The sequence below is a fragment of the Neptuniibacter marinus genome, assembly GCF_001597725.1.
Taxonomy (GTDB): Bacteria; Pseudomonadota; Gammaproteobacteria; order Pseudomonadales; family Balneatricaceae; genus Neptuniibacter; species Neptuniibacter marinus.
Map to the genome: position 1 here is coordinate 1 of NZ_LUTR01000033.1, position 26,086 is coordinate 26,086.

General features: G+C 43.2%; 27 protein-coding genes and 1 other RNA gene. 8 read left to right on the forward strand and 20 right to left on the reverse strand.

Annotated features, from left to right (window positions below; translation table 11 throughout):
* Positions 1-192 precede the first annotated feature (192 nt).
* Both rnpB and rsmI read right to left on the reverse strand, forming a co-directional pair.
* Positions 193-546, reverse strand: an RNA gene (gene rnpB / locus A3774_RS15240) — RNase P RNA component class A.
* 41 nt (positions 547-587) lie between these two features.
* Positions 588-1,421, reverse strand: coding sequence for a 16S rRNA (cytidine(1402)-2'-O)-methyltransferase (gene rsmI, locus A3774_RS15245; RefSeq protein ID WP_067869609.1), 834 nt, complete (start codon positions 1,419-1,421; stop codon positions 588-590).
* Positions 1,422-1,457: 36 nt separating this feature from the next.
* Here rsmI and A3774_RS15250 point away from each other — a divergent pair, with 36 nt between their 5' ends.
* The 4 genes from A3774_RS15250 to A3774_RS15265 are packed head-to-tail and all read left to right on the forward strand — an operon-like array spanning position 1,458 to position 4,839.
* Positions 1,458-3,275 carry a penicillin-binding protein activator gene (locus A3774_RS15250; RefSeq protein WP_067869612.1) on the forward strand — a complete coding sequence of 606 codons (1,818 nt, stop codon included), beginning with the start codon at positions 1,458-1,460 and terminating at the stop codon, positions 3,273-3,275.
* 8 nt (positions 3,276-3,283) lie between these two features.
* A complete protein-coding gene (locus A3774_RS15255) occupies positions 3,284-3,643 on the forward strand; it encodes a YraN family protein (protein ID WP_067869615.1) in 360 nt (119 codons plus the stop codon).
* Positions 3,644-3,661: 18 nt separating this feature from the next.
* A complete protein-coding gene (locus A3774_RS15260; protein ID WP_067869618.1) occupies positions 3,662-4,255 on the forward strand; it encodes an SIS domain-containing protein in 594 nt (197 codons plus the stop codon).
* Positions 4,255-4,839, forward strand: a complete 585-nt coding sequence (locus A3774_RS15265) for a BON domain-containing protein (protein ID WP_067869620.1) — start codon at positions 4,255-4,257, stop codon at positions 4,837-4,839. The genes A3774_RS15260 and A3774_RS15265 overlap by 1 nt, the downstream gene beginning before the upstream one ends.
* Positions 4,840-4,889: 50 nt before the next feature.
* Here A3774_RS15265 and A3774_RS15270 read toward each other — a convergent pair whose 3' ends face one another.
* The 16 genes from A3774_RS15270 to A3774_RS15345 form a co-directional block, all read right to left on the reverse strand.
* A complete protein-coding gene (locus tag A3774_RS15270; RefSeq protein WP_067869623.1) occupies positions 4,890-5,312 on the reverse strand; it encodes a ClpXP protease specificity-enhancing factor in 423 nt (140 codons plus the stop codon).
* A 79-nt stretch (positions 5,313-5,391) separates the two neighbouring features.
* Positions 5,392-6,030: a glutathione S-transferase N-terminal domain-containing protein gene (locus A3774_RS15275; protein ID WP_067869626.1), complete on the reverse strand. Its 639-nt coding sequence runs from the start codon at positions 6,028-6,030 to the stop codon at positions 5,392-5,394.
* Positions 6,031-6,112: 82 nt separating this feature from the next.
* A complete protein-coding gene (locus A3774_RS15280) occupies positions 6,113-6,886 on the reverse strand; it encodes a cytochrome c1 (protein WP_067869629.1) in 774 nt (257 codons plus the stop codon).
* Positions 6,886-8,133, reverse strand: a complete 1,248-nt coding sequence (locus A3774_RS15285; RefSeq protein ID WP_067869632.1) for a cytochrome b — start codon at positions 8,131-8,133, stop codon at positions 6,886-6,888. The genes A3774_RS15280 and A3774_RS15285 overlap by 1 nt, the downstream gene beginning before the upstream one ends.
* The gene (gene petA, locus A3774_RS15290; protein ID WP_067869636.1) at positions 8,133-8,726 is read right to left on the reverse strand and encodes a ubiquinol-cytochrome c reductase iron-sulfur subunit; all 594 of its coding nucleotides are present in this window, start codon (positions 8,724-8,726) and stop codon (positions 8,133-8,135) included. Before petA ends, A3774_RS15285 begins: the two co-directional genes overlap by 1 nt.
* Before the next feature lie 268 nt (positions 8,727-8,994).
* On the reverse strand, positions 8,995-9,387 hold the full coding sequence (rpsI, locus tag A3774_RS15295) for a 30S ribosomal protein S9 (protein WP_067869639.1): 393 nt from the start codon (positions 9,385-9,387) through the stop codon (positions 8,995-8,997).
* A gap of 14 nt (positions 9,388-9,401) precedes the next feature.
* Positions 9,402-9,830, reverse strand: coding sequence for a 50S ribosomal protein L13 (rplM, locus tag A3774_RS15300; protein WP_067869641.1), 429 nt, complete (start codon positions 9,828-9,830; stop codon positions 9,402-9,404).
* A gap of 403 nt (positions 9,831-10,233) precedes the next feature.
* Positions 10,234-11,349: a cell division protein ZapE gene (gene zapE / locus A3774_RS15305; RefSeq protein ID WP_067869685.1), complete on the reverse strand. Its 1,116-nt coding sequence runs from the start codon at positions 11,347-11,349 to the stop codon at positions 10,234-10,236.
* Between the two features lie 147 nt (positions 11,350-11,496).
* Positions 11,497-12,204 (reverse strand): LrgB family protein, encoded by a 708-nt coding sequence (locus A3774_RS15310; RefSeq protein WP_067869644.1) that lies wholly within the window; start codon positions 12,202-12,204, stop codon positions 11,497-11,499.
* The gene (locus tag A3774_RS15315) at positions 12,204-12,557 is read right to left on the reverse strand and encodes a CidA/LrgA family protein (RefSeq protein WP_067869646.1); all 354 of its coding nucleotides are present in this window, start codon (positions 12,555-12,557) and stop codon (positions 12,204-12,206) included. Before A3774_RS15315 ends, A3774_RS15310 begins: the two co-directional genes overlap by 1 nt.
* Before the next feature lie 11 nt (positions 12,558-12,568).
* Positions 12,569-13,144, reverse strand: coding sequence for a TMEM165/GDT1 family protein (locus tag A3774_RS15320; protein WP_067869650.1), 576 nt, complete (start codon positions 13,142-13,144; stop codon positions 12,569-12,571).
* Positions 13,145-13,200: 56 nt separating this feature from the next.
* The gene (locus A3774_RS15325; RefSeq protein WP_067869653.1) at positions 13,201-13,929 is read right to left on the reverse strand and encodes a hypothetical protein; all 729 of its coding nucleotides are present in this window, start codon (positions 13,927-13,929) and stop codon (positions 13,201-13,203) included.
* Positions 13,930-14,649 carry a tyrosine-protein phosphatase gene (locus tag A3774_RS15330; RefSeq protein ID WP_067869656.1) on the reverse strand — a complete coding sequence of 240 codons (720 nt, stop codon included), beginning with the start codon at positions 14,647-14,649 and terminating at the stop codon, positions 13,930-13,932.
* Positions 14,646-16,865, reverse strand: coding sequence for a GumC family protein (locus A3774_RS15335; protein ID WP_067869658.1), 2,220 nt, complete (start codon positions 16,863-16,865; stop codon positions 14,646-14,648). Before A3774_RS15335 ends, A3774_RS15330 begins: the two co-directional genes overlap by 4 nt.
* A 27-nt stretch (positions 16,866-16,892) precedes the next feature.
* Entirely contained in the window at positions 16,893-17,450 is a 558-nt protein-coding gene (locus A3774_RS15340; RefSeq protein WP_067869661.1) for a polysaccharide biosynthesis/export family protein, read from the reverse strand.
* Positions 17,451-17,525: 75 nt separating this feature from the next.
* A complete protein-coding gene (locus tag A3774_RS15345) occupies positions 17,526-18,722 on the reverse strand; it encodes an outer membrane beta-barrel protein (protein WP_067869665.1) in 1,197 nt (398 codons plus the stop codon).
* Positions 18,723-18,930: 208 nt separating this feature from the next.
* On the opposite strand from A3774_RS15345, the gene galU reads away from it, so the two are divergent.
* The 4 genes from galU (at position 18,931) to A3774_RS15365 (ending at position 23,371) form a co-directional block, all read left to right on the forward strand.
* A complete protein-coding gene (gene galU / locus A3774_RS15350) occupies positions 18,931-19,821 on the forward strand; it encodes a UTP--glucose-1-phosphate uridylyltransferase GalU (RefSeq protein ID WP_067869667.1) in 891 nt (296 codons plus the stop codon).
* A gap of 175 nt (positions 19,822-19,996) precedes the next feature.
* Positions 19,997-21,631 carry a glucose-6-phosphate isomerase gene (gene pgi, locus A3774_RS15355; RefSeq protein WP_067869670.1) on the forward strand — a complete coding sequence of 545 codons (1,635 nt, stop codon included), beginning with the start codon at positions 19,997-19,999 and terminating at the stop codon, positions 21,629-21,631.
* A 1-nt stretch (position 21,632) separates the two neighbouring features.
* The gene (locus A3774_RS15360) at positions 21,633-22,901 is read left to right on the forward strand and encodes a nucleotide sugar dehydrogenase (RefSeq protein WP_067869673.1); all 1,269 of its coding nucleotides are present in this window, start codon (positions 21,633-21,635) and stop codon (positions 22,899-22,901) included.
* A gap of 89 nt (positions 22,902-22,990) precedes the next feature.
* Positions 22,991-23,371, forward strand: coding sequence for a VanZ family protein (locus tag A3774_RS15365; protein ID WP_067869676.1), 381 nt, complete (start codon positions 22,991-22,993; stop codon positions 23,369-23,371).
* 51 nt (positions 23,372-23,422) lie between these two features.
* Here the strand turns inward: A3774_RS15365 and A3774_RS15370 are convergent, their stop codons facing one another.
* Positions 23,423-24,043: an SH3 domain-containing protein gene (locus A3774_RS15370; RefSeq protein ID WP_067869679.1), complete on the reverse strand. Its 621-nt coding sequence runs from the start codon at positions 24,041-24,043 to the stop codon at positions 23,423-23,425.
* Between the two features lie 412 nt (positions 24,044-24,455).
* Positions 24,456-25,814, reverse strand: a complete 1,359-nt coding sequence (locus A3774_RS15375) for an MBL fold metallo-hydrolase RNA specificity domain-containing protein (protein WP_067869682.1) — start codon at positions 25,812-25,814, stop codon at positions 24,456-24,458.
* Between the last annotated feature and the right edge of the window lie 272 nt (positions 25,815-26,086).

The window sequence follows — 26,086 nt, forward strand, 5'->3', positions numbered from 1 at the left end:
CTGGGATACGTATCCTACAACTATGCTGCAGGCTCCAGACAAACGATATAACTGTTTACAAAAAAATTGAGGAGTTTACCGGTAAGCCCTGAGCTGTTCTGAAGAGTCGTCGTGGACAGTCATTTATTGGGATGCGCATCCAACTGCTATGCCGCAGGCTCCAAACAAACGATATAACTATTTACAAAAAAATTGAGGAGTTTGCCGGTAAGCCGGGTTCTGTCGTGGACAGTCATTCATCTGGGATACGCATCACTACGCACCTCAAGCAACCTACCCGGTTCCAGCGCGGGTCACGCCTATAGGAACCCTATTTGGTCTTGCTCCGAGTGGGGTTTACCATGCCATGGAATGTTGCCACCCACGCGGTGCGCTCTTACCGCACCATTTCAACCTTACCGTTATACCGAAGTATACTTAGGCGGTATATTTTCTGCTGCACTTTCCGTCGACTCGCGCCGCCCAGACGTTATCTGGCACTCTACCCTTTGGAGCCCGGACTTTCCTCCATCCTTTTACAAGGACAGCGACTGCCTGGCAAACTCCTCGGCGCGGATTCTAACAGAGAGATTCAGCTTTAGCGATGCTTAACGACTTAAAGCTGCTTGATAAAGCACCTTTTTCTTTAGACCTGTAATTTTAGCCGCCAAAGACGCCGCCTGACTCGCAGGTAACTCTGCCAAAAGAATATCTAGCACCTCTAAGGCTTTAGCATCCAGCAAGACTTCGCCTTTAGTTTCAACCCCATGCACGAGCACAACAAACTCCCCTCGCTGCTGATTTGTATCGGCCTCCATCCATGCAATTAATGACGATAGTTGATCCACATGAATGGTTTCATAAGTTTTTGTAAGCTCCCTGGCAACCGCCACAACTCGCTCAACCCCAAACACCTCCTGCATATCTTTCAATGAAGCCAATATACGATGAGGAGATTCATAAAAAATTAATGTTCTCGATTCACCCACCAAGCCTTTCAATTGCTGTTTACGACCACTCGATTTATGCGGCAAAAAACCTTCGAAAGCAAAACGATCCGTCGGCAAACCAGCAGCCGACAACGCTGTAATAAAAGCAACGCAGCCCGGTATAGGCACCACTCTAAATCCAGCTTCCCTTACCCCCTTAACAACCACATACCCAGGGTCAGAAATTAATGGCGTTCCAGCATCAGAAATAAGCGCAACACTGGCACCAGATTGCAACTGGTGTACAATCGTCTCAATTCGCTGGCGTTCGTTATGCTCATGAACGGAAACAAGGCGGGTATCGATTCCACAATGCGCCATTAAACGGGCACTATGACGCGTGTCCTCCGCAGCAATCAACTCAACCTGCTGCAATACTTCAATTGCGCGAGGAGTCATATCCTGCAAATTTCCAATCGGTGTTGCTACAACATACAGTGCCGGTTCTAACATTACAGATACCATCCTCAAACTTGGGTTGTGAAGTATATGAAATTTCAGTGGCGCCTGCCTCTTTTAGCTATACTCCTTGGAACGATTATTTCGGGCTGTTCGGTACAATCACCTTCAAAACCACCGATCAGTGCAACTGAGCAGAGCAGAAATAGCGCAACAGAACTTCTCGAAAAGGCACAGAAAGCAAAACCGATCAAAGCTGCTGAACTACGTGCAGAAGCCGCCAAAATACTGCTTTCTATCAACCAAAAAGAAAATGCATTTCAGGTGCTGAATGATATTGATATCAGTCTACTACCTCCCACTATGCGTTTTGATATTGCAAAACTCAAAACCGAAGCAGCCATTGAAGAAAACCAGCCTGAAAAAGCATTAGACAACTTAACTCAACTTAAAGCGCTTAGCCAAACAGGCCTTCCGAAAGAGCAAGAGATTCAATTTTTACATTTAGAAGCACAAGCATTTAATCAACAAAGTGCTTTATTTTCAGAAGCGCAGTCACTTATAAAGTTAAGCCTTCTACTCGACAATGATGAAGAAAAACAACAGATACATGACGAAATCTGGAATCGCCTTATACAGCTTGACGACACTACACGCTCCTCTTTATTAAGAAGCGGTAGCAATAGCTATTACGAACAAGGCTGGCTAGAACTGATTAACGAACTATCAAACAACAAACAGCTCGACACTCAATATCAAGCCATCAACAATTGGTCAACACTCTGGGAAGGTCATCCTGCTAAACGCTTACCACCCAGCTCATTGAGTGGATTAAGCACACAAACACTAAGCGCTAGAAAAATTGCCATTTTATTGCCGCTCGAAGGAAAATTAGCTAAACCCGCCGCAGCAATAAAAGAAGGCATTCTGATGGCCCACTTCCGCCAACAGCAACCCAACACCCCGTCACCTGAATTACTGTTTCTTGATTCTGAAAAAATCAACACGCCGATTCAGCTCTCTGCAATATTAGAACAGGAAGAGGTTGATCTAGTTATTGGCCCTCTATCTAAAGAGTATGTCAACGACATGGCTAGCGATACACATATCAACACACCTATCCTAGCACTCAACCATACCGACAATATAAGCAGAGAAGGGCTTTACCAATTTGGCCTTTCAACCGATGATGAAGCACAACAAATCGCTGAAGCCGCATGGAATGACGGCATAAGAACCGCTGCTATTCTCATTCCAAACCAAGTTTGGGGCGAACGCATAGCAACATCATTCACAGAATATTTCACTGCTCTCGGCGGCAAAGTAGTCAGCATGAAAGCTTTTGGAGAAACGAGCGACTTCTCCGCCAACATTGCCTCCTTTCTTAGCACAGATAAAAGTACCGCACGCTATAAAAAAGTCAGGCAAGCGATCTACACTCGAAAAATAGAATTTGAAGAGCACCGCAGACAGGATATAGATGCAATCATATTAACCGCACTACCTAATGATGCGCGCCAGCTAACGCCTATACTTGCATTCCATTTCGCTGGAGATCTGCCGATTTATGCAACATCACATATTTACAGCGGCAATAGCGACCCAATACAAGATCAAGATCTAAATAAAATTAAATTCTTAGATATTCCTTGGAGCCTCAACCCTCCCTCGCAGAATAAAGTACTCATTGCACAAGAGCGCGCTGATACAAATACCCGTTTTGGACGATTATACGCACTAGGTCTCGATGCTTATCGCATATTCCCCTACCTTCAACAGCTAAGCGCCCTTCCCGGTACAGAGATCGAAGGCGAAACCGGCAAGTTAAGCATTAGCCACGACGGCATCATTAAACGTAACCTTGTATGGGCAGAATATAGGGAAGGCACTCCATCAATTATTGAGTAACAGACTCTATGGATAGAAATAAAACCGGCAAGGACGCCGAAAAACAGGCTGAAAAATTTTTACAGACTCAAAGACTAAAACTGCTTAGTCGCAATTTCAGCTGCCGATTTGGCGAGATTGATCTAATAATGCAAGATGGTCAAACCATCGTTTTTATCGAAGTTCGCTACAGAAACACAAAAAAGTATGGAGGGGCCGCCGCTTCGGTTACTCCAACCAAACAAGCAAAGATAGTCAAAGCAGCACAACTTTATTTAAGCCAACAACCAAGGCTAGCTAATAAAGAGTGTCGTTTTGATGTGATCGCTTTTGAATATGATGCAGCACCTTCCCACCCTCTGTGGTATAAAGATGCATTTAGAATTTAAGGCATAATTAAGGACAGCATGGAACTCGAAGACCGCATTGTCAGCCAGTTTCACAATTCAATGGAAATCAATGCGATTACCATTGAACAATATACTCCGTTAATAGCCCATGCTGGTGAACTTTTACTTCACTGCCTTGTCAGTGAGAATAAGATTCTCTGCTGTGCAAATGGAGCTTCATCATCATTAGGGCAGCATTTCACGACGTTGCTGATGAACCGCTTTAGACATGAAAGGCCTGGGTTGCCCGCGATCAACCTAAATTCTGACGGATCGACACTCAGTGCTATCTGCGAAGATACCAGCTTCATGGATGCGCAAGCGAAACAGATTCATGCTCTAGGGCAACCTGGCGATATACTATTACTCGTTACTCCCCATGGACGATCGAGCAATCTAGTTCAAGCCATTCAGGCTGCACATGACCGTGATATGACCGTTATTGTATTAAACGGTGCTGATGGCGGTGACATTACCGCACTATTAAGCCCAGAAGAGATTGAAATCTGTGTACCTAGCGATGACAGTGCTTTAGTTCATCATGCACAATTGCTAGTTTTACATGCACTATGTGACTTAATTGACTATCAACTATTTGGAAGTGACGAGTGATGATTAATAGCAAAACTCTTGTACTAATTACAGGCCTCAGCCTATCAGTAATTATTAGCGGTTGTTCTGACGTTATAAGTGTTGCCCGCGAAGAACCGATCCAAGAAGATCCGGGGCACCGAACCGTTGGCTCTTACCTTGATGACGAAGTGATTGAAACGCTCTCAATGGTCAATCTAGCCAAAGGTTCAGAGCAGATGAAAGCCACCAATATCAGTGTAACCAGCTACAATGGCGTAGTACTTCTCACAGGCCAAGCACCGAGTGAAGCCGCGCGCAGCGAAGCCGAGCAGATTGTCAGCCAAGTACGCAAAGTAAGAAAAATCCACAATGAGATTAAACTCTCAGGCATTTCATCTGCACTAGCAAGAACAAACGATACCTGGCTAACAACCAAAGTCAAAGCGGAGTTATTAACAAATGAAAATATTGAAGGCTCTCGTATAAAAGTAGTCACCGATAGCAGTACAGTTTACCTAATGGGACTTGTCGGCCAGCAAGAAGCCGATACCGCAATTAGCATTGTACGCAGTATTCCAGGCGTGGAAAAAATCGTAAAAGTATTCGAATACGTTAACCGTTAAGAGATAGACATGCGCCGCAGCCATTTGTTTGCGGCGCTTTTTTTCAAAAATTATTTGACTACTTTTAAACTAGGACGCTTCGGCTTCTCTTTATCAGCTTCAACCTCACTTCTCTCCGGCTGCTTTCTATCAGCTACCTGATCCTGCATATAAACCTCGACCCCAGGCTCACCACCAAATCCCATACCCTGACCATTTTCACGAGCATAAATAGCTAATACAGCCCGTACTGGAATATAAACATCCATCGGCTGCCCTGAAAATCGTGCATTAAAAGAAATAGCCTCCTCATCCATATAAAAATCACGCACGGCAGAAGGAGTAATATTCATCACAATCTGACCCTCTTCTACAAACTGCGTCGGAACAGTAACATTCTCTTGAGTCGCATCAACTAAAAGATGGGGCGTCAAATCACTATCTAGCAGCCAATCGTACAACGCTTTCAATATATAAGGACGACTTGGTTTCATTTTCAATACTCACAATCAGTTAAACAGACATAAAAAAAGGGATGAAACATCATCCCTTTTTATAGACTAAGCGTAAAGGCTAGTCGCGCATTTCGCGCTCAGCTTCAGATAAGCTAACCTGAAACGATTCACGCTCAAACAAACGCTCCATATACTTCACTAATGGCTTACACTGATCTTCAGGAATATCGATTCCCAATAGAGGTAAGCGCCACAATAGCGGAGCAAGGCAGCAATCAACCAACGTAAAATCTTCGCTCATAAAGAAAGGCTTATCATCAAAAATTGGTGATGTTGTTACTAAACTATCACGCAACTCTTTACGAACAGATTCTGCAGTCTCTTCATCATCAGCTAAAGATGCTTCAATAATTTGATCTGCAAGATCACACCAATCACGCTGAATGCGGTACATATAAAGACGGCTTTCAGCACGAGCTACCGGATATACAGGCAACAGAGGTGGATGAGGGAAACGCTCATCTAAATATTCCATCATTACGTTTGGCTCATACAAAACCAAATCGCGATCCAACAATGTTGGCAAGCTATTGTAAGGATTCATCGAAGTTAAATCTTCTGGAAGATTATCTTCATCACAATCATGAATCTCTACAGCCACACCCTTTTCAGCCAAAACAATACGAACACGATGACTATACTGGTTTTCACCATTAGAGTAGAACGACATGGAAGAACGTTTTGCCACGACACCCATTAACTATTCCCCTTTTCAGAAACAGACACGCGGCCCCAAAATGGAGCCGCGCATGAAACGATGTGATTATACCACAACGCTATTAGTGTATATCTCTCCAGAACTCTTTCTTCAACGCATATGCTAAGAAGAAGAACAAGAACAAGAAGATTAATACGTAGGTACCAATGCGATGAGAATCCAATTTAGAAGGCTCACCCATATACACCATGAAATTCACAAGATCATAAACAACCTTATCAAATTCTTGAGGAGACAACTCACCGGTACCGTCAACAACACTTGCACAACTATTCAAAGGCGTATTAGTTAGAGGGTCAATACCATGACCTGCCAAACCATGGGCATTCATCTCATCCCAAGAACAGTTTGCCTTAACAATACCCTGTAGAGAGCCTAACACATTCGGCATACCTACATCTTTAAACACTGCATTATTTACGCCCCATGGACGCGAATCATCAGCATAAAAACTACGCAGATAAGTGTATAACCAATCACCACCACGTAAACGCGCTTCAAGCGTCAAATCCGGTGGAGGATTACCAAACCACTTACCAGCGTCTTCTTTAGACATTGATATCTTCATTTGCTCGCCAACCTTCAGATCACCAAAGATCAGATGCTCAGCAACCACTTCTGGATTCATACCCAAATCAATAGCAGCGCGCTCATAACGCTGATATTCAGCAGAGTGACAACCCATGCAGTAGTTAACAAATGTTTTCATGCCGCGCTGCAATGACGCTTGATTATGCAGATCAACATCCATGTGGTCCAGGTGACCAGAACCACCAGCGGCATTAGCTGTAAGAGGCAGCACCGCCATTACTAATGTGATTAGAAACTTTTTCATTAGCCTGTAACCCTTTCTGGAACCGGTTTAGTACTTTCCATTTTGGTGTAGAACGGCATCAGGAAGAAGTACGCGAAGTAAAGCGCTGTACATACCTGAGCAACAATGGTGCGTCCCGGAGTAGAAGCTACAACACCAAGATAACCCAAAATCACAAAGCTAATGCAGAAGATTACTAACATAATCTTACTAGGCATGCCTTTGTAACGAATAGATTTAACCGGGCTACGATCAAGCCATGGAAGAACAAACAGAATAGCTATAGCACCACCCATCACCACAACCCCAGGGAACTGAGATCCAAATAGAGGCGGAATAGCACGCAACATTGCATAAAATGGCGTGAAGTACCATACAGGCGCAATATGCGGTGGTGTTTTCAGCGGGTTAGCTGGCTCAAAGTTTGGCGCTTCGATCAGGTAACCGCCACCTTCTGGGAAGAAGAAGACAACCGCACAGAAAACAAACAAGAACACAACCACACCCACAATATCTTTTACAGAGTAATAAGGGTGGAATGGAATACCATCTAATGGCACACCGTTCTCATCTTTCTTTTCTTTAATCTCAATACCATCTGGGTTATTAGAACCCACTTCATGCAACGCAATAATATGCAATACAACAAGGGCAAGAAGAACGATAGGTAAAGCAACAACATGCAATGAGAAGAAACGGTTCAGAGTAATACCTGAAATCAGGTAATCACCACGGATCCACTCAGCAAGATCAGGACCTATAAAAGGTACAGCTTGGAAAAGCGATACAATTACCTGTGCACCCCAATATGACATCTGACCCCATGGCAATAGATAGCCCATGAACGCTTCAGCCATTAATGCAAGATAGATAGTCATACCAAACAACCAAACCAACTCGCGAGGCTTGCGGTAAGAACCATACATCATGCCGCGAAGCATATGCAGATACACAACAACAAAGAATGCAGAAGCACCAGTAGAATGCATATAACGCAGCAGCCAACCATATTCCACATCACGCATGATGTATTCGATGGACGCAAACGCACCTTCCGCAGAAGGGTTATATGACATAGTCAACCAAATGCCTGTCAATAACTGGTTAACAAGCACCAGTAGCGCCAAAGAACCAAAGAAATACCAAAAGTTAAAATTCTTTGGTGCGTAGTATTTTGAAAGATGATCTTCCCACATCGCTGTCGCAGGGAAACGATCGTCAATCCAACCCATGATACCTGGGTTACCTTTATTACGTGAACCAGCCATTATGCGTTCTCCTGATCTACACCAACAATGATCACATTATCACTTTCATAGTGATGAGGTGGGATCACAAGGTTAGTAGGCGCCGGGGAGCCATTCATTACACGACCAGATAGGTCAAAGCGAGAACCATGACATGGGCAGTAATAACCACCAACCCAATCAGCCCCTAAATCAGCAGGCGCAATTTCTGGACGGTATGTCGGTGAACAACCCAAGTGCGTACAAATACCAACCAGCACTGCAATATCCTCACGGATAGCACGCGCGGGTGTCGTTGGCACATAAGCAGGCTGCTGCGGAGCTTCAGAATTTGGATCCTGTAAGTTATCCAACTTTGCTAAATTTGCCAATGCCTCCTCGTTGCGACGAACGATCCACACAGGCTTACCACGCCACTTGGCAACCATCTGCTGTCCAAACTCAAGTTTGCTTATGTCCACCTTAACAGGCGCACCAGCAGTTCGAGCTTTAGCACTTGGATTCCAGGAAGCTACGAATGGGACAGCGGCTCCTACAGCACCAACCGCACCAACTGCGGATGTAGCACCGATCAGGAGACGGCGCCGACCCTTATTCACGCCATCATTGCTCATTAAGACTATCTCCCCTCAATCGACCTTATTTTGCATATCTACAGGTGTAGAAACGCCCTGGCCGCTAAGAATTATAAAACTACGGAAACATGTATCTGTAAAATGGCCCAAATAGTAATGAAAACACCCCATTTTTACAAGGTGAATTACTGCTTTTCGCTCTAGATTAGGCCAAAGTATTGACTTGGTGCAGCGCAAAAAAAACGCCCATCCCAAAAATGAGAGAGGCGCTTTTTCTGAATTCGAAAAACTCCGCAGAGAAATCGAATTAACGTTTTGAGAACTGTGGTTTCTTACGTGCTTTACGTAGACCAACTTTCTTACGTTCAACCATACGCGCATCACGAGTAACATAACCCGCTTCACGAAGTGCCGGACGTAGGGTTTCATCAAAAGCTAACAACGCACGAGTAATACCGTGACGAATTGCACCAGCTTGACCAAAACCACCACCGCCTTTAACGGTAACAACAGCATCGAAAGATTCAGTGTTGCCAGTCAATTCTAGAGGCTGACGCACGATCATACGAGCAGTTTCACGACCGAAGTAATCTTCGATAGTGCGATTATTAATAGTGATAACACCTGTACCTGGACGTAGGAAAACACGTGCAGTAGACGTTTTACGACGACCTGTACCGTAATACTGTGTAGTAGACATAATCTTCCTTCCCCTTAGATGTTCAGTTCTTTAGGCTGCTGAGCCTGATGCGGATGTTCTGCACCAGCATATACTTTCAGCTTAGTGTACATAGCGCGACCCAATGGGCCTTTTGGTAGCATGCCTTTAACAGCAAGCTCAATAGTACGCTCAGGGAAAGTTTCTACCATTTTATCGAAAGATGCTTCTTTCAAACCACCTGGAAAACCAGTGTGATGGTAGTACATTTTATCTTTACGCTTGTTACCAGTAACGCCTACTTTTTCAGCGTTAATAACTACAATGTAGTCACCAGTATCAGCATGCGGAGTGTAAACTGGCTTATGCTTGCCACGTAAACGACGTGCAATTTCAGTAGCCAGACGACCCAGAGTTTTACCTTCTGCGTCAACAACGTACCAGTCGCGTTTTACTTCGGCTGGCTTAGCGACGAATGTTTTCATCTGTATAGCCTTTCAACTTTACTCAAGCCTCGTATTTCTAACAAAACATCGTTAGAGAATACCGACCTGACTTATAATTATTTGTTGCCTAACCTACAGTTAGGCAACTCTCTTTTGCCCAAAATTCAAGCAACACCTAAACTTGGGAGCGCGCATTATAAAGATGGACCAAGCCTATCGCAAGGTAAATCTACAATAAACTTAGAACCAGCCCTGAAAACCCAACAATCTCTCTTCAGCCTCCAACTAACGGTGTAAGGGCTCACTCTTTATGCCCGGAACGGGTGCCAGAGCGAATGAATTACGTTCCAATTCAAACCCACCCTTCGGCCAGAGGGCTGGCCTCCTACACAAAAAAGCACCCGAAGGTGCTTCTGTGTAACCAAATCTGTAAAATCAAAAACTAAGCCGTAGCCCTATGAGCACGTGCTAAATATTCATGAGACTGCATCTCTAATAGGCGACTTTGAGTACGTTGAATCTCAAACTCTAGCCGCCCCTCAGAATAGATCTCATGAATAGGCTTTTCCGCACTCAAAATTAATTTAACACCGCTATCATAAAACTCATCGACCATATTAATAAACCGACGAGCCGCATCATCATTAGTTCGACCCAACTGTGGCACATTACCCACCATTACCGCATGGAATAACTTAGCCAGCTCTATATAGTCATTTTGTGAGCGAGGTCCCTCGCAAATATCTGGAAAATCAAACCAAATCACATCTTCACAACAACGACGGGCTTTCATTTCACGGCCGTTAATTTCAATGACTTCGCCCTCAACAACCTCATCAAGGTCAGGCACTATACTCTCAAAGCTTCGATTTAGACTTTCATCAGCTTTTTCATCCAAAGGACTGTGATAAAGTTCCGCCTGCTCCAAGGCACGTAGACGGTAATCCACACCACCATCAACGTTAATAACATCGGTAAAGCGATTTAACATATCAATCGCTGGCAAAAAGCGCGCACGCTGCAAACCGTCTTTATATAAGCCATCCGGCACTATATTAGAGGTCGCAACCAAAGCTACACCATTATTAAACAGCTCCTGAAGCAAGCTACTTAAAATCATGGCATCTGTAATATCTGTAACAAAAAACTCATCAAAACAGATAATACGCGCTTCTTTTGCATATTTTTTACCAATGACCACCAGCGGGTTCGCAGTACCATCTAACTGTTTAAGCTCTTTATGAACTCGCTGCATAAAGCGGTGAAAATGCGTACGCATTTTCTCTTCAAACGGCAAACTATCGTAAAACGTATCCATAAGATAAGTCTTACCTCGACCGACACCACCCCAAAAATAAAGCCCCTTTATAGGCTCTTCAACCTCAGGCTTAGAAAACTTACCCTTCAAACGCCCCATCAAACCAACTTTAGGAGTTTCTTTCGTCGCCAACAGATCATCATACAAGCGCTGCAGGTTTTCTACGGCAAGCTCCTGTGCAGGATCATACGAGAAATCATCACGCTTAAGGTCAAGTTTATATCGTTCTAATGGAGTCATATCTAGCTGCCAATCTGAATGGGTTCTAACTTGCGCGAACTTTACCGAGGAATGCATCATTTAGCAAATGCAACATAAGGAGTACATCTCTCTCAACAAACACTAAAAAGAGAAGCGACCTAAACGATTTATCACCTAAACAATCACTTACAAACCAATAATTGGAATCAAAACGGGCAAAAAAAATGCGGTGAAAGCACCCGTCATCCCCATCGCCAATCCCCCAAAAGCCCCAGCAACCATGCCGTATTCAAAAGCAAACGCTGTCCCCATGGCATGCGCACCAACACCTAAAACAAACCCTTTCACTGATTCATCTTCAATTTTAAGCAACTTATAAACAGCCGGAGCAATGACACATCCCATCGCCCCTGTAATAAGTACCAAACCTGCCGCAAGAGAGGGAAAACCACCAACTTTTTCCGCAATTGCGATAGCGATAGGGGATGTCACTGATTTAGGGGCTAGTGTAAGCAATAACTGATCATTTAAGCCAAACCACATACCTAGCATTATTGCCGAAACCGACGCCACAATTGCTCCAGATACACAACCCACCAACAGCGGAACCAACAACCTCTTTACTGTTGCCAAATTGTCATACAAAGGAATAGCTAGCGCCACAACTGCAGGGCCTAACAATAGATGAATATACTGCCCACCTAACATATAAGTATCGTAGTCAGTCTCTGTAGCCAAAAGGACAAGAATAATAATGGTCAGGGATACCAACACCGGATGCAGGAATGGTGTTTTCCCCATCCGAACATTAAACCAAGATGCAACTAAAAACACCGCTAAGGTAACCACCAGCCAAAGCACCGGCAGTGTCTGAAAATGAGACCACAACACCATTAATGCCCTTCCTCATGCTTTTCTTTAGACATGAGTCGAAGCAAAGTAGCGACCACAAACATAGTAACCAACGTACTCACAAACAGAATAATCAAAAGCTGATACCAATACGCCGATAGCACACCAAAATACCTCATCAATCCAACACCAGCAGGCACCAACAAAAGAGGTAATATCTTCAACAACCCTTCACTTGTACTCCGAAGGCCGTCAGGGACTTTTTTAATCACAATTAAACCGACAAGCAACAGCATCATACCTACAACTGACCCTGGGATTGATACACTCAAAAGCGTTACTAAGCACTCACCCAAAAGCTGACAAAACAGCAAAATAAGAAACCCTTGAACCATATAAACCACCGCTATCTTATTAACTGATACAACTGAAAAAATGCAATCCCTGCAAACAACATAAACAACACACCTGCACCTCGATGTATCAATGCTATAGGCAACCTTTTAAGCAGCACACGACCAAACCACACCCCAAGCAGCGTCGTCAGCATTAAAGCTACGGTACCCGCCACCCAAACAACCCAAGCCTGCTCAACCGCTGCCAAACCCGCGATCGCCAGCTGTGTTTTATCACCAAGTTCAGCTAAAAAAATCAGTATAAATACGGAGCCAACAAGATGTTTACCTATTTTTATATCGCCTTCTTCCTCCTCTTCATCATCCATAAATAATTGAATAGCAAAGATAAAAAACAGAATACCAACAACACAAAAAATTAATTCTTGCGGCACATAAATACTTAAAGCAGCCCCAAAAATAGCCGCCAAGACATTCAAAACAGAGAAAGCCAACACGCTACCGATTAAAACTGGAGTCGCTCTATACCGAGCTGACAACGTCATACATACCAGCTGACTTTTATCCCCAAACTCCGCCAGAAAAACCAACAGGAATACTTTTACAAAAGCTTCAATCAAATCCATGGAATACAGCCAATAAAAAAGGAAAGAGGAAGGCTACCAGAAAAACAACATAAAACTTAAGCAGAACAGAGCTTATTTTGTATAGGATCACGCTTCAAATAAGCACAAATAGAGGATTTTCTATTATACACTGACAAAATAGAGCGAATCTCTGGCATATTACGGACTATGCCTCGCTCAATATTTTTCGCAAATAAACGCTTCTGCTCTAAAGACAAAGCCCGCCAAGAAAGGGCAGCAGCATGGGATAAGGTTAAATGAACCGACTTTTCCCAAGGACCAAATTTAAGGGAATTGATCAACGCTTGGTGGTACTCCTCATCAAACTCTTTCAAATAAGACTTCATCAACACTAAATTAGCCCAACTGTATGGCCAACGCGGTCTTAACTCTAACGCTTGCTGATGAAGAGTCTTAGCACGAGAAATATCTACAAGCCCCTGATCATCTAACCCCAAAGCAAGCGCGCGATAATAGAGAACACGCCCCTTCAACTCTACATACTCAGGATTACGGGCCTCCCAACTTAGCGCTCTATTGGAATCGGCCAAAACATCAGAAACCTCTTGCAGTTGTGGCAATACTGACGTGTCTTGCCAACGCTCTAGTGCATAACGTACTTTATAACCATACAGGTCACCCATAGCCCAGGAAAAAACACTATAAACACCCACCAAACAAACAAGAATCAGAGAGGATAAAAACAACTTCATAACAAAAGGGCGACCAATAAAACGGGATGCGATAGATGTTTCATTTGGCTGATTTACCGAACCATCAATCATTTAATATGCCCCTATAATTTTTGCTGGGTTACCCCAAACTAATCGTCTAGCCTCAGCATCACCTATGATTTCAGCCGCGGCACTAACCCCAGCAGAAAGTGCAGGCGGCCGACGGTCACAGTTATGACCATCGGAAGCAATAACGGACACCCAACCACTTGACAACATCTGATCAGACAATCGTTTAGCTTCTGCACCAAACCCACCTGAGACAGACATAGCTGTTAACTGAAACAAACAGCCGAGTTCAACAAAGGGAGTCAATTTCGTAATATCAGCCATAAGGCCTTTATTCCGCTCTGGGTGCGCGATCATGGGCAATACACCACGATCCAGCAACCATTTAACTAACTTATCGCTTCCCGGTGGCACATGACTGTGTGGAAGCTCAAGAAGCATTACTTTTTTACCATCCCACTCACCCAAAAAGGGCAATTGGTCGGCAGCAAACATCGTTAGCACCTCAACAGATAAACGAACCTCTCCTGCCGCCTTCACTCTAAGGTTTATATCATTTTCAGTCAAAGCAGTTTGAAATCGTTCAAAGACTGGCCTAATTGACTGTACATTATTGTTATAGCGTCCAGGGTGGACATGCGGCGTGACCACCATATGAGTAATCCCATCATCAGCAGCTATACGCGCAAGCGAAAGAGCCTCTTCCATAGAAGAGGCTCCGTCATCAATGCCTGGCAATAAGTGGCAATGTAGATCAATCATGCAAGATTCTTACTATCCTCGGTATAACCATAAGTATCATAGTAGCCACCGTAGTCGTCCCCATCATACTTGGATGCTTTTTTAGTATTCACCTGATTCAATACAACACCAATCAACGGCGCGTGTACATCTTTAAGGCGTTTAATGCCGGCTTTAGCTTGCTGATAAGTCGTAGAATCAGCTTTAACAACATAGATCAGCCCACCTACTAACGGAGAAATCACCATAGCATCACTCACTGATTGAGAAGGGGCTGTATCAATAACAATGCGATCATATCTTTCTTCAAGCAGCTGTAGTGCTTTAGCAAAGCGTTTAGAGGAGAGTAACTCTAGTGGATTTGGAGGGATGGTACCCGCTGGCAACACATCAATACCGCCTTTTTCATAACGCTGTATACACTCTTCTAGTTTCGCAGTACCCGCCACAAAATTAGACAAGCCAATAGCATGCCGATCAATCCCCAACGCTTTATTAAACGCTGGACGACGCATATCGGCACCAATCAATAAAACCTTCTCCATTTGACCAAGCGCAAAAGCTATATTCACCGCAACCGAGGTTTTACCTTCATCTGGCATTGTGGATGTCACTGCCAGTACCTTATGGGGGTTATCTAAAGCAGAGAGCACGATTCCCGTGCGAATCGTTCGAACAGATTCAGCAAATGACGAATGATTATTCTCAAAAAACTCACTATAAGACGGATTAGGATTATTTTTATTTTGCTTTAATAAAGGCAAAATACCCAACAAGGTCGCCGCCAGTTTACTTTCCACATCTCTTGCGGTCTGTATAGTATTATTTAATGCCTCAAGCAAGAAGGCAAAAACGACACCAAACATCAAACTTGCGACAAACACTGCGATAACAATTAGCTTCTTTTTAGGCTTGGCTGGTTGGGCAGGAATAACAGCGGGATCAATAACACGAGCATTAGCCGAGTTCAAATCACCCGTTGCGTTTGTCTCATTAAAGCGCTGCAAAAAAGTATCGTAGACCGCTCGTTTAGATTCAGCCTCATTTTCTAATTCTTTGCGCTTATACTCTTTACGTCCTAAATCCTGTAAACCTACACGCGTTTTAGTTAAGGCATCCTCAAGGGATTTCTCACTCGCCAAGGCAGCGCTATAATCACTTTTAATCCCATTAATTACACTGCGAATCTGACTATTAAGCGAGTTTCGCGCATTATCCACTTCGGACTGCACAGCCTGCATACTCGGATGTTTAGCTCCATAACGTTTTGCCAACTCCGAGCGTTTCAGCTCAACATCCAATAACTTGCGTTTAAACTCTTGAACAGTCCTATCCTGTAGAACACCCGGTATCAGTTCATATTTCCTTATAGACCCATTAGCAGCTTGGATTTGCTTATAGCGACTCTCTAAATTTAACCGATCGCGCTTAGCCTCAATATGCTTAGAGGAAATAAGCTCAAGTTCTTTGTTGGCAATCGTTGTTCCACCTTTCTCACCAACCAAGTTTTCAGCATCCAAAAACTCTTGGAGTTTCTTTTCTGCCGCCTTAACATCAGCCTTAAGCCCACCCAAGCGCTCGCTCAACCAAGATGAGGCTTGCATAGTAACTTCCAACTTCGCTTCTAAGTTACCCTCTATGTAAGCCTGACCTATAGCATTAGCCACTTGAGCTGCTAATTGAGGGTCACTTGCCTCAAAAGTAATCGTCACTAACTGAGTTTTACGAATCGGCGTGATAGTCAAACGTGAACTAAAGCCATTAATAAATTTATTCAACGCAGCACGCTTAGCAGCCTCTTCAGAAACTACAACATCACCACTTTTATTAGGAAGTTCAAAAGGCAACATCTCACGCCAATTGAAAGTAAATAGAGGCTCTTGATTAAATTCGGGATGCGTTTGCAAAGATAGCTTATTAACCACCTTTTCCGACAAACGCCTCGACTTAATAATTTCAAACTGAGTTAACAAATACTCGTTATTACTTTTATCCAACCCATAAACTTCTTCAATGGATACTACATTTGCTTGCTGACTTTCAATCAGCAAGGTCGCCGTAGCCCGGTAAACTGGCTTCATGGAAAAAACAAGTAATACAGCCAAGACCGTAATAATTACAGAAAAACCGAAGATTCCCCATTTATAGCGCATCAAGGTTCGCCAATACTGCCTAAGATCTATAACCTCTTCGCTCATCAAACGTTCCACTTGAAAAGGTTGATTATCATTCGTCATGCAGCAAATCCATTTGAAATAATAAGATTAAAAGAAACTTTCTTCGATATTAATAATATCGCCAGGATAAATCGTAGTTTGCAAATTAGCAGCTTCACTTTCACGCTGACTCGCACCATCTCGAACAATAAAGAACTTGCTTGAAGATGCTCTTTCAGTAAAACCTTCAGCTAAAGCAACAGCCTTTTGCAGCGTCAATCCTGGCTGATAAGGATAACCGCCAGGCTTTACTACCTGCCCATGGATAAAAAACTGACGATATTCTAAAACAGTAATATTCACATTGGGGTTCACAAGATACCCATCTGACAGCTGCTCTCGAATAACTTCGCCAAGCTCGCCAGTAGTCAGCCCTTTAACTTTCAGCTCACCTAAAAATGGATAAGAAATCGTACCTGCATCACTCAATCGAAGCTCAACACTCAGCTCATCTTCACCAAAAACCTGAATACTCAACAAATCACCCGATCCTAAAGGATAATCCGACAGGCCCGTTACAGACTCAGCCGATGAAACAGCAGAGCCTAGTAAGCAAAACATCAAGCTTAGTATCTTTAAAATCGACAATAGTTTTCGTTCAATCATTGCATGTATCCACTACTCAAAGAATTACCTTTATGTAATAAATACCTCATATGTATTTATTACATAATTCACATGCTACAAGGAGCCTTGAACTGTCAGAAAAATTGTATTTCTTTCATAATCCAAATTAGCCTGATTCGAATCACGTTCAGAGTAAACATAATCAAGACCAAAATTCAGCCAACGGCGAACATCATAGTCAACACCAAGGCCGTAAGAGATCAGATCGTCCTCTCTAGCAGAGGAAACATAATCACTATTAGACGCACCGTAATACACTCGAGAACGCCATAAATCAGTCCATGCATGAGTCCACTGAAGATCTAGGCTTGTCATATCAATGTAGTTACCCGTACCATCGGTCTCTTCAGCTTTTTTATCTGTGGATATATCCAAAACAGAATAGCTTTTAGGCGACCATCGCATAGACAATTCCCAGCTAACGCCATCATCATCTTCACGAAGAGCACTATCGAAATCTTTTTCAGCATAGCCAAATTTAACCGTACCTGATGTCTTCGCTGTTGCGTCCCATGTGGCACCTAAGAGATATTTTAGCTCGCTACTATCCAGAGAAACCGTCGAAAGATCATAATCGATATCTTTATTGCGCACCTCAAACAAAAGAGACGTTTTCGGCATCACTCGATAATAAAAAGTTACACTTGTATTAACGGTCTGACGGTCTTTAACTTCTGTCTGCGTACGAAAATTATCGTATTCACGGTCCTGAATACCCGCAACTAACCTAATACGCCCTTTGGCGTCTTTACCGCCAAATTCATAAGCGCCTTGCATGCTATTAACATGGTACTCAATAGGTACATCGTTGATTGTTGCATTCAGCCCTTGGTTTAATCCACTACCACGGTCTTCATGGGTATCAAGGTAACCCGCGAGCAACTCAAGGCGGTTACGAATATTAAAATCAAAAAATGCTCGACCACTGAGCTGATGATCAGTGTAGTTATCCGCACTACTATCTTGGTACGTACCCTGTGTTATCGCGTAATTAACACTATATTCATTAAGTCCCTGCTCCGCCTTTAACTGCACAGAAGGGCTAACTATCACTTTAGTAGAGCTTTTCTCATTAGATTCAGATGCAAAGATATTGTCATCATACCCTACACGAGCAGATACCTGAGGAATCACCTGCAAAGGGCCATCAGTGTATGACATCGGCTCTAACGCATTAGCAGCAGCAGTAAAAAAGAATGCTGGAACAAGCACTGAAGCATTAAACAGGTTGTTTTTTTCCATAAAAGCCATAGTTTTTCATCCCTAATATCAAATTAGCGCGACCATTCCTATCCAACAAAGGATAATTTAATCCATTCTACCACAATATTTTTCTATAAATACCCTTTACGCAAGCGCAATATTATTTAGGAATCCATCCCTATTTACGACTTAAATACTGTAACACAAGCATGCTACTATCTGTTTACAGTGAGTTTTATACATAGGGATTTTAAAGATGACAGTTACAGTAACTAAAGCAGTAATACCCGTAGCAGGATTAGGCACGCGAGTTCTACCTGCCAGCAAAGCAATTCCAAAAGAGATGATGCCAGTTGTTGATAAGCCCGTTATCCAATACGTTATAGAAGAAGCTATTGCAGCTGGCATTACTGACATTGTATTGGTTACTCGCTCTGGAAAGTCATCTATTGAAGATCACTTTGACTGCCATTATGAATTAGAAGCTGAACTAGAAAGAAAAGGTAAAGACGCTATTCTAGCCTCAGTTCGCGATATAATCCCCCCAAGCGTCTCCATTACCGCAGTGCGACAAAATAAAGCACTAGGACTAGGTCATGCCGTACTATGCGCAGCCCCAATTATTGGTAATTCCGACTTTGCTGTACTATTACCCGACATGCTTATTAATTGCTATGGACAGGATAAAACCGATCTCCAAACAATGGTTAAAGCCTATGAAAAAAGCCAGCATGGTCAAATTATGGTTGAGCCTGTTCCAATGGAGCATGTAGAGCGCTACGGCGTCGTCGACTGCTCAGGCGTCACTGTGCTACCAGGGGAAGCAGCTGATATCGTCAAGATGGTAGAAAAACCACCCCGGGCAGAAGCACCATCAAATCTCACGATTAACGGTCGCTATATCTTACCCGCTAGAATCATGGAAATCTTGAAAGACACAAAACCTGGCGCTGGCGGTGAGATACAGCTAACTGATGCGATGGCTGACTTCTTACATGAAGGCACCCTACAGGCTTTCCACATGCAAGGAAAAACCTATGACTGTGGCAATAAAGCCGGTTATCTACAAGCTAATGTAACCTATGGACTACAAAACGCAGAAACAGCAGATAGTTTAAAAAGCTTTATTAAAGAATTAGCACTTTAACGTACTAATTCAACTCAGCGTTAAACCATAGGCAATACTTTTAAAGGATAATGATTAATAGTCACTCCTTCTGGCAAATACAGAGTGAGCTGCATTATTCAGGAATACTTTACCTGTAGGGTATAATCGACAGATAAAGCTTTGAATAAGTACCAAGCATAAAAAAGGAACCTATATGTCACCAAAAGAGACGACAGCTTGGGTGGACCTACAGTCCCACGCTTACTACATGTCACAGTCGCATATCAGCGCCTTATTTAGTGAATCACCTGATCGTTTTACTCAATTTGGCTTCACACAAGACAACCTGCTTCTGGACCTTTCAAAACAACGAATCACTGGCGAGACACTCAATTTATTAATTGAACTCGCAAAAGAGCGCAACCTGCCTAACTGGATCGAATCACTTTTCAAGGGTGATCACATCAATGATTCAGAAGATCGTCCCGCCTTACATACGGCCCTGCGCACACCTAAAGGCACAACCTTAGAGGTTGATGGCGTCGAAATAATCGAAGAAGTTCACCAAAACCTCGAACGAATGGAAGCCATTGTTGACAAAATCCATTCAGGTCAATGGCGAGGATTTACAGGACACTCCATAAACACTGTCGTTAATATAGGTGTTGGTGGTTCAGATTTAGGCCCTCTAATGGCCTGCAAAGCTCTAGCTGAGTATCAGCCAGAAGAAGCCCAAAATCTAAGTGTTCACTTTGTATCATCTATGGATGGCAGCCAACTTGCAGACTTACTTAGCCACTTAAATCCAGCCAGAACACTCTTTGTCATCTCCTCAAAATCATTTACAACAATCGATACATTGGCAAATGCAAACACCGCAAAAGAATGGCTTAAACAAGCAGGCAATACAGCCAGCGAAGAAGTTTTAGTCTCTCGACACTTTATTGGCGTATCTGCTAGCCCCGATAAAGCGCTCAGCTGGGGAATCCCTAAATCAAACCAGCTTGCCTTTTGGGACTGGACAGGAGGCCGTTACTCCATGTGGTCCACCATCGGGCTACCGATTGCATTAAAACTAGGTATGGAAGGGTTCAGAGAGGTACTTGCAGGTGCCCATAATATGGATACTCATTTCAGAGAGGTACCTTTAGAACAAAACCTCCCTGTACTTATTGCAATGGTGGGTATTTGGAACATTAACTTTTTGAACATTAATGCCCATGCAATACTCCCTTATGATGGACGACTAAATCACCTTCCTGCCTATTTAGAGCAGCTAGAGATGGAAAGTAACGGCAAATCAGTTACTCGAAAAGGCAAGACAACTAACTACAACACTTGCCCAATTTTATGGGGAGAAGTAGGTACAAATGCACAACATGCATTCTACCAACTACTGCACCAAGGCACAGAATCAGTCATGTGTGATTTTATTGTCGCAGCCAAACGCTATCACGACACTGACAACTCAGAATTAATGCATCAGCACCAACTAAATCTTGCCAACTGCCTAGCACAATCACGCATACTTGCCTTAGGCGATACAGTTATCAAGGGCGCAGAAAATGCACCTGCTTACAAACGCTACAAAGGCAATCAACCCTGCACAACGTTATTACTTGATGAGCTCACACCCCACACATTCGGACAAATCATTGCTATGTATGAGCATAAAGTGTTTGTTCAATCAGTAATTTGGGACATAAACCCTTTTGATCAGTGGGGCGTAGAGCTAGGAAAAAAAGTGGCCACAAATTTATTGGATGCTTTATCACCAAACGCGTCAATCGAGGATTTCGATTCATCGACACAAGGCCTCTTACAACATATCTCGATGAGGAATAAGTAATATGAAAATCACGATATGGGGTAATGAGCTGCCAGCATGGACTTCTGCGGCAGCTTTAGCAGAAAGCGGAAACCATGTAAAAATAGTTACTGGGTTAGACCAAGCAGGCAACAAAAACGAGATCGCCTTTAAAATCAGCAACGAACCGGGCCTTCAACATTGTATAGATGAAGCTATTTGTTCTGGACGTTTACAATCAGTAACAGCCGCCGACGGCCTCACGCCAGCAACACATATCATCTCTCTCAACCCTGATGAATATGAGATCGCTGCTCAATTAGCTAAAGATCTGGCCGCTAAACACCCAAGCAACTTATTAATCATCAACCAATCCCACTTTGGTGTCGGCAGCACGGACAAACTACAAGAGCTGCTATATGAGCCTTATAATCAAGCGCTTGCCTATCTACCTGATATGCTCGCTGAAGGCTCAGCTCTTAACAATTTCAAAAACCCTGAAACCATTATAGTCGGCTGTAGTAATGACTGGGCCTTGCTCAATATAAAAGCCCTTATGCGCCCATTTAGCCAATCACTAAAGCAATGGATGCTCATGACCCCTAAAGAGGCCGAATTTACTAAATTCGCCAATACAGGGATGCTCGCATTACGACTAAGTTACATTAATGAACTAGCCAACTTAGCAGATCATCTTGATGTTGATATTGAAGTCATCCGCGAAGGAATGATAAGCGATCCTCGCATAGGCCCACACTACTTACACCCAGGCTGTGGTTTTGGCGGACTGCACTTCCAACAGTATATCGAAGGCCTTTCTGAGTTAATGGAAGTCAACCGCAACTCTAAACTACTCGATACAGTACTCACAGAAAACGAGAAACAGAAAGAGCAGCCTTTCCGTAAGCTTTGGCGCCATTACGAATGTAATTTAAAAGATAAAACTGTGACCATCTGGGGTCTGTCATTTAAACCGGGCACCGCTAGTATTGATAATGCACCCAGCCTAAAAGTGATCGAGACTTTATTAGCCCAAGGCTGCAAAATTCAGGTTCACGATCCAGAAGCGGGTAGCAATATCGTCCAGTACTTTAATAACCACGAACAACTAAAAGTAGTCGATTGCTGTTACCAAGCTCTCCAAAACAGCGACGGCCTACTCTTACTGACAGAGTGGTCCGAATACTGGTCACCTGAATATGATGAAATGCTAAGCAAAATGCGCCACCCACTCATTATTGATGGGCGTAATATTTTTGACAAAGAGATCTTACAAAGCCTTGGTTTTACCTATTACGGCGTAGGACGGTAAACAGCTTAATGAAGACGCGGCTCAACCAGCCGCGCCTTTATGAAGCCTCAATAAAAACATCTCAATAGTATTGGATTTTTGACAACTACGTGGAAATTACAAACCCAACCTTATTAAACAAATACAAAACAGCCATCTGGATTATGTTTCTCTGCGCATTAACAGGCTTACTCTATGGCCTATTTCGGACAACACCACCGGATGATTTATTCGAGAACTCAGACAAGGTCAGTCATTTTGCTGCCTTCTGCGGTGTCTCATTTTTAGGCCGGCTAGCACTTCATAACAGCCCAGCGGTAGCTTATTGGGGAAGCTGGTTTTTGTTAGCAGGTCTATTAGAATACCTTCAAGGAGAGTGGAGACCTTTGAGACACTTTTCTGTAGAAGATGCTTACGCAAATGCTATTGGCGTTCTTATAGCACTAATCCTTACCTATACTCTCCACAAAGCCTTAAAAAATCAGCAATAAAACCTTATTGAAACGCCTATTTATACATAAAAAGGAGCGCTAAACTAAGTGCTACAAAGACTCAACCACTCGACAACGATGCCCCTCCAAGTTAACTTCTGTTAACTGATAAGAAAGATCCGCCTTCATTAAAATATTCATCGAAAAGCGTTCATCTGGCGAGCTAACAACATAGTCCAACGTCTGACTTACAGGTACAGGAATTAAATCCCCCTTCAATGTTTTCGCTACCAACTCAGCACTACAATTAACTTTAATGTTTTTTAATCCAACCCCTTTCACTAAAGCGTACTCAAGCTGAAGATCACACCCTTGAATAAACTCATTCCCTATCACTTTTTCACAACTCAACGCGGCACCTTTATCCGCAAGGATTAACTTCTCTTTTAAAGTACTATTTACAACACTGTTTTCTGGTGCCAAAAACTGACTGCTCATCCAGCCTTCCGTTCGCCCATTAACCTCCTCACGTCCAAGGAAATAAATTTTGCTCCACTCACCCTCCTCTCCCAGCTTAATAACAAGATGGCCCTTATTCAGCATAACCAAACTACGCCCTTGTAAATTAGGCTTATCACGAACACGCACATAATCATTAGTAACCATATAATAGTCAACCGCCGATGCATGACAGGAAACCACAAACAAAAAAGACCAAATCAATTTATTCACAACAACACCTTATTGAGCATCAGTAAAGCTAGGATGGTAGTAAGTTTTTTACTTCGGATACAAGCAATCAATTAAAAGAAAATAGTAAATACTTTTTATCAAAACACAACTAACGCCAGCTCCTAGTAAAAATAAATACCACCACTTAGCAGCTAAAAATCTCACTTGAAAACACGACTAAAAATTAGGAATTTTTCTTATATACCCAAATGGAAAATAAAATTACTCTAGCACCACAGAGTACATCAAGGATGATGTTTAGCCCTCAGGACGAGGGCCTCTGTACCTAAACATTAGGATGATGCAGAGTCGGCAAGGATGCCGATGTAGTTTTCAAGACTACACTCTCCAGAAAAACACAATTTCTACAGACGCTAGCCTCCTACATATAGCCCTTGTAAGAGCTCACCCCCTACCCATGGGGAATCCACACTTTGGCATTTGGCACAATCTCATTTAACTTAATCCGCAAGGCTTGCTTCGCTTCATCATCCCCATGAATAATCCTTATCTCAGAAGGCTTATGACGCATCCTTTTTACAAAATTAACTAAATCCTTTTGATCCGCATGGGCCGAATAGCCACTAATAGTATGCACCCCTGCACGAATATCGATCCTCTCCCCATCAAGGTAAACATAGCCACCCCTTGATCCATACGTTTGAATATCTCTCCCTGGGGTGCCTTGCGCCTGATAGCCTACAAACAAAACATCTGTCTTCTTATCGCCCAACAGCGCTTTAAGGTAATTCACAATACGCCCACCCGCACACATGCCACTTGCTGCAATCACTATAGCTGGCCTGACCGTCTGTTTAAGGTGATTAACCAAGCGTTGGTGATCCCCGTGACTATCAATCGTAATCAACTGCTCAAACGCCAAAGGATGTCGTCCATTCTGTACCTTTCGCCGCGCCTCTTTATCCCAAAGCTTCCGCAACGACCTATAGTGCTCAGTAAACTCCGCCGCTAACGGCGAATCCACTATCACATCTAAGACCGCCCAATCAGCGCCCGACTGATGGATAATCTCTTCAATCTCATAGAGTAACTCTTGAGTACGCCCGATACTAAATGCAGGAATCAACACCGTCCCCGCATCAGATAAACATCGCTCTAAAACCCGCTTCAACTCAGAACGCCTAGCTTTCCTACCCTCATGGTTTTTATCACCATAAGTACTCTCAATGACTAAACAATCCGCTTTATAAGGCGCTCTAGGTGCCGACAATAGAGGTGAATACGGTGCACCAAGATCACCAGAAAAAATGACCCGTTCATGATCTAATTCAAACTCCACATAGGCAGAGCCCAAAATATGCCCTGCCATACGAAAGCGACACTTAGCCGCCAAGTTCTCTGCTAATTTAAACCACTGATCATAAGGAAACGGCTTTAATAGCATACGAAGACGATCCAACACTTTATCAATTAGATTTCGATCACGGCTAATCCCCACCTTAATTGCATCTTCTATCACTAACGGCAATAACTGAGCAGTGGCCTCTGTTGCATAAATAGGTTTATCAAACCCTGCGGCCAGCAAATAAGGTATGCGCCCCACATGATCAATATGACAATGAGTCACAACCAACGCTTCAACAGTATTAAGAGGGAAATTAATCGCAAGAGAACCTTGCTCAAGCTGAGACGCTTCCGCACCTTGAAACATACCGCAATCGATAAGCACCGAATACGCGTCATCAATAAAAAGCTGATGGCAGGAGCCTGTTACACCCGACACTGCACCATGATGAATAATCTTCGCCATAAAACCTCCCTGTTCTATGTAATTTAACCTGTAGGGGCTCACCTTTATACTCGGAACGGGTGACAGAGCGAAGAATTACGCTCCCAACCCCAATCAAAACACAAACCTTTCTGTAGGAGCCCGGCCTTTTTGCCCGGAACGGGTGCCCGGGCGAATGAAATACACCCTAAACCTAATTCAAACCACAAACCCTTTTGTAGATACTCTGTTAATGCTCAAGCTTTTTTTCACTGAAATTGAATAATTTATCAGAATCAAAAGCTTCGCATTGA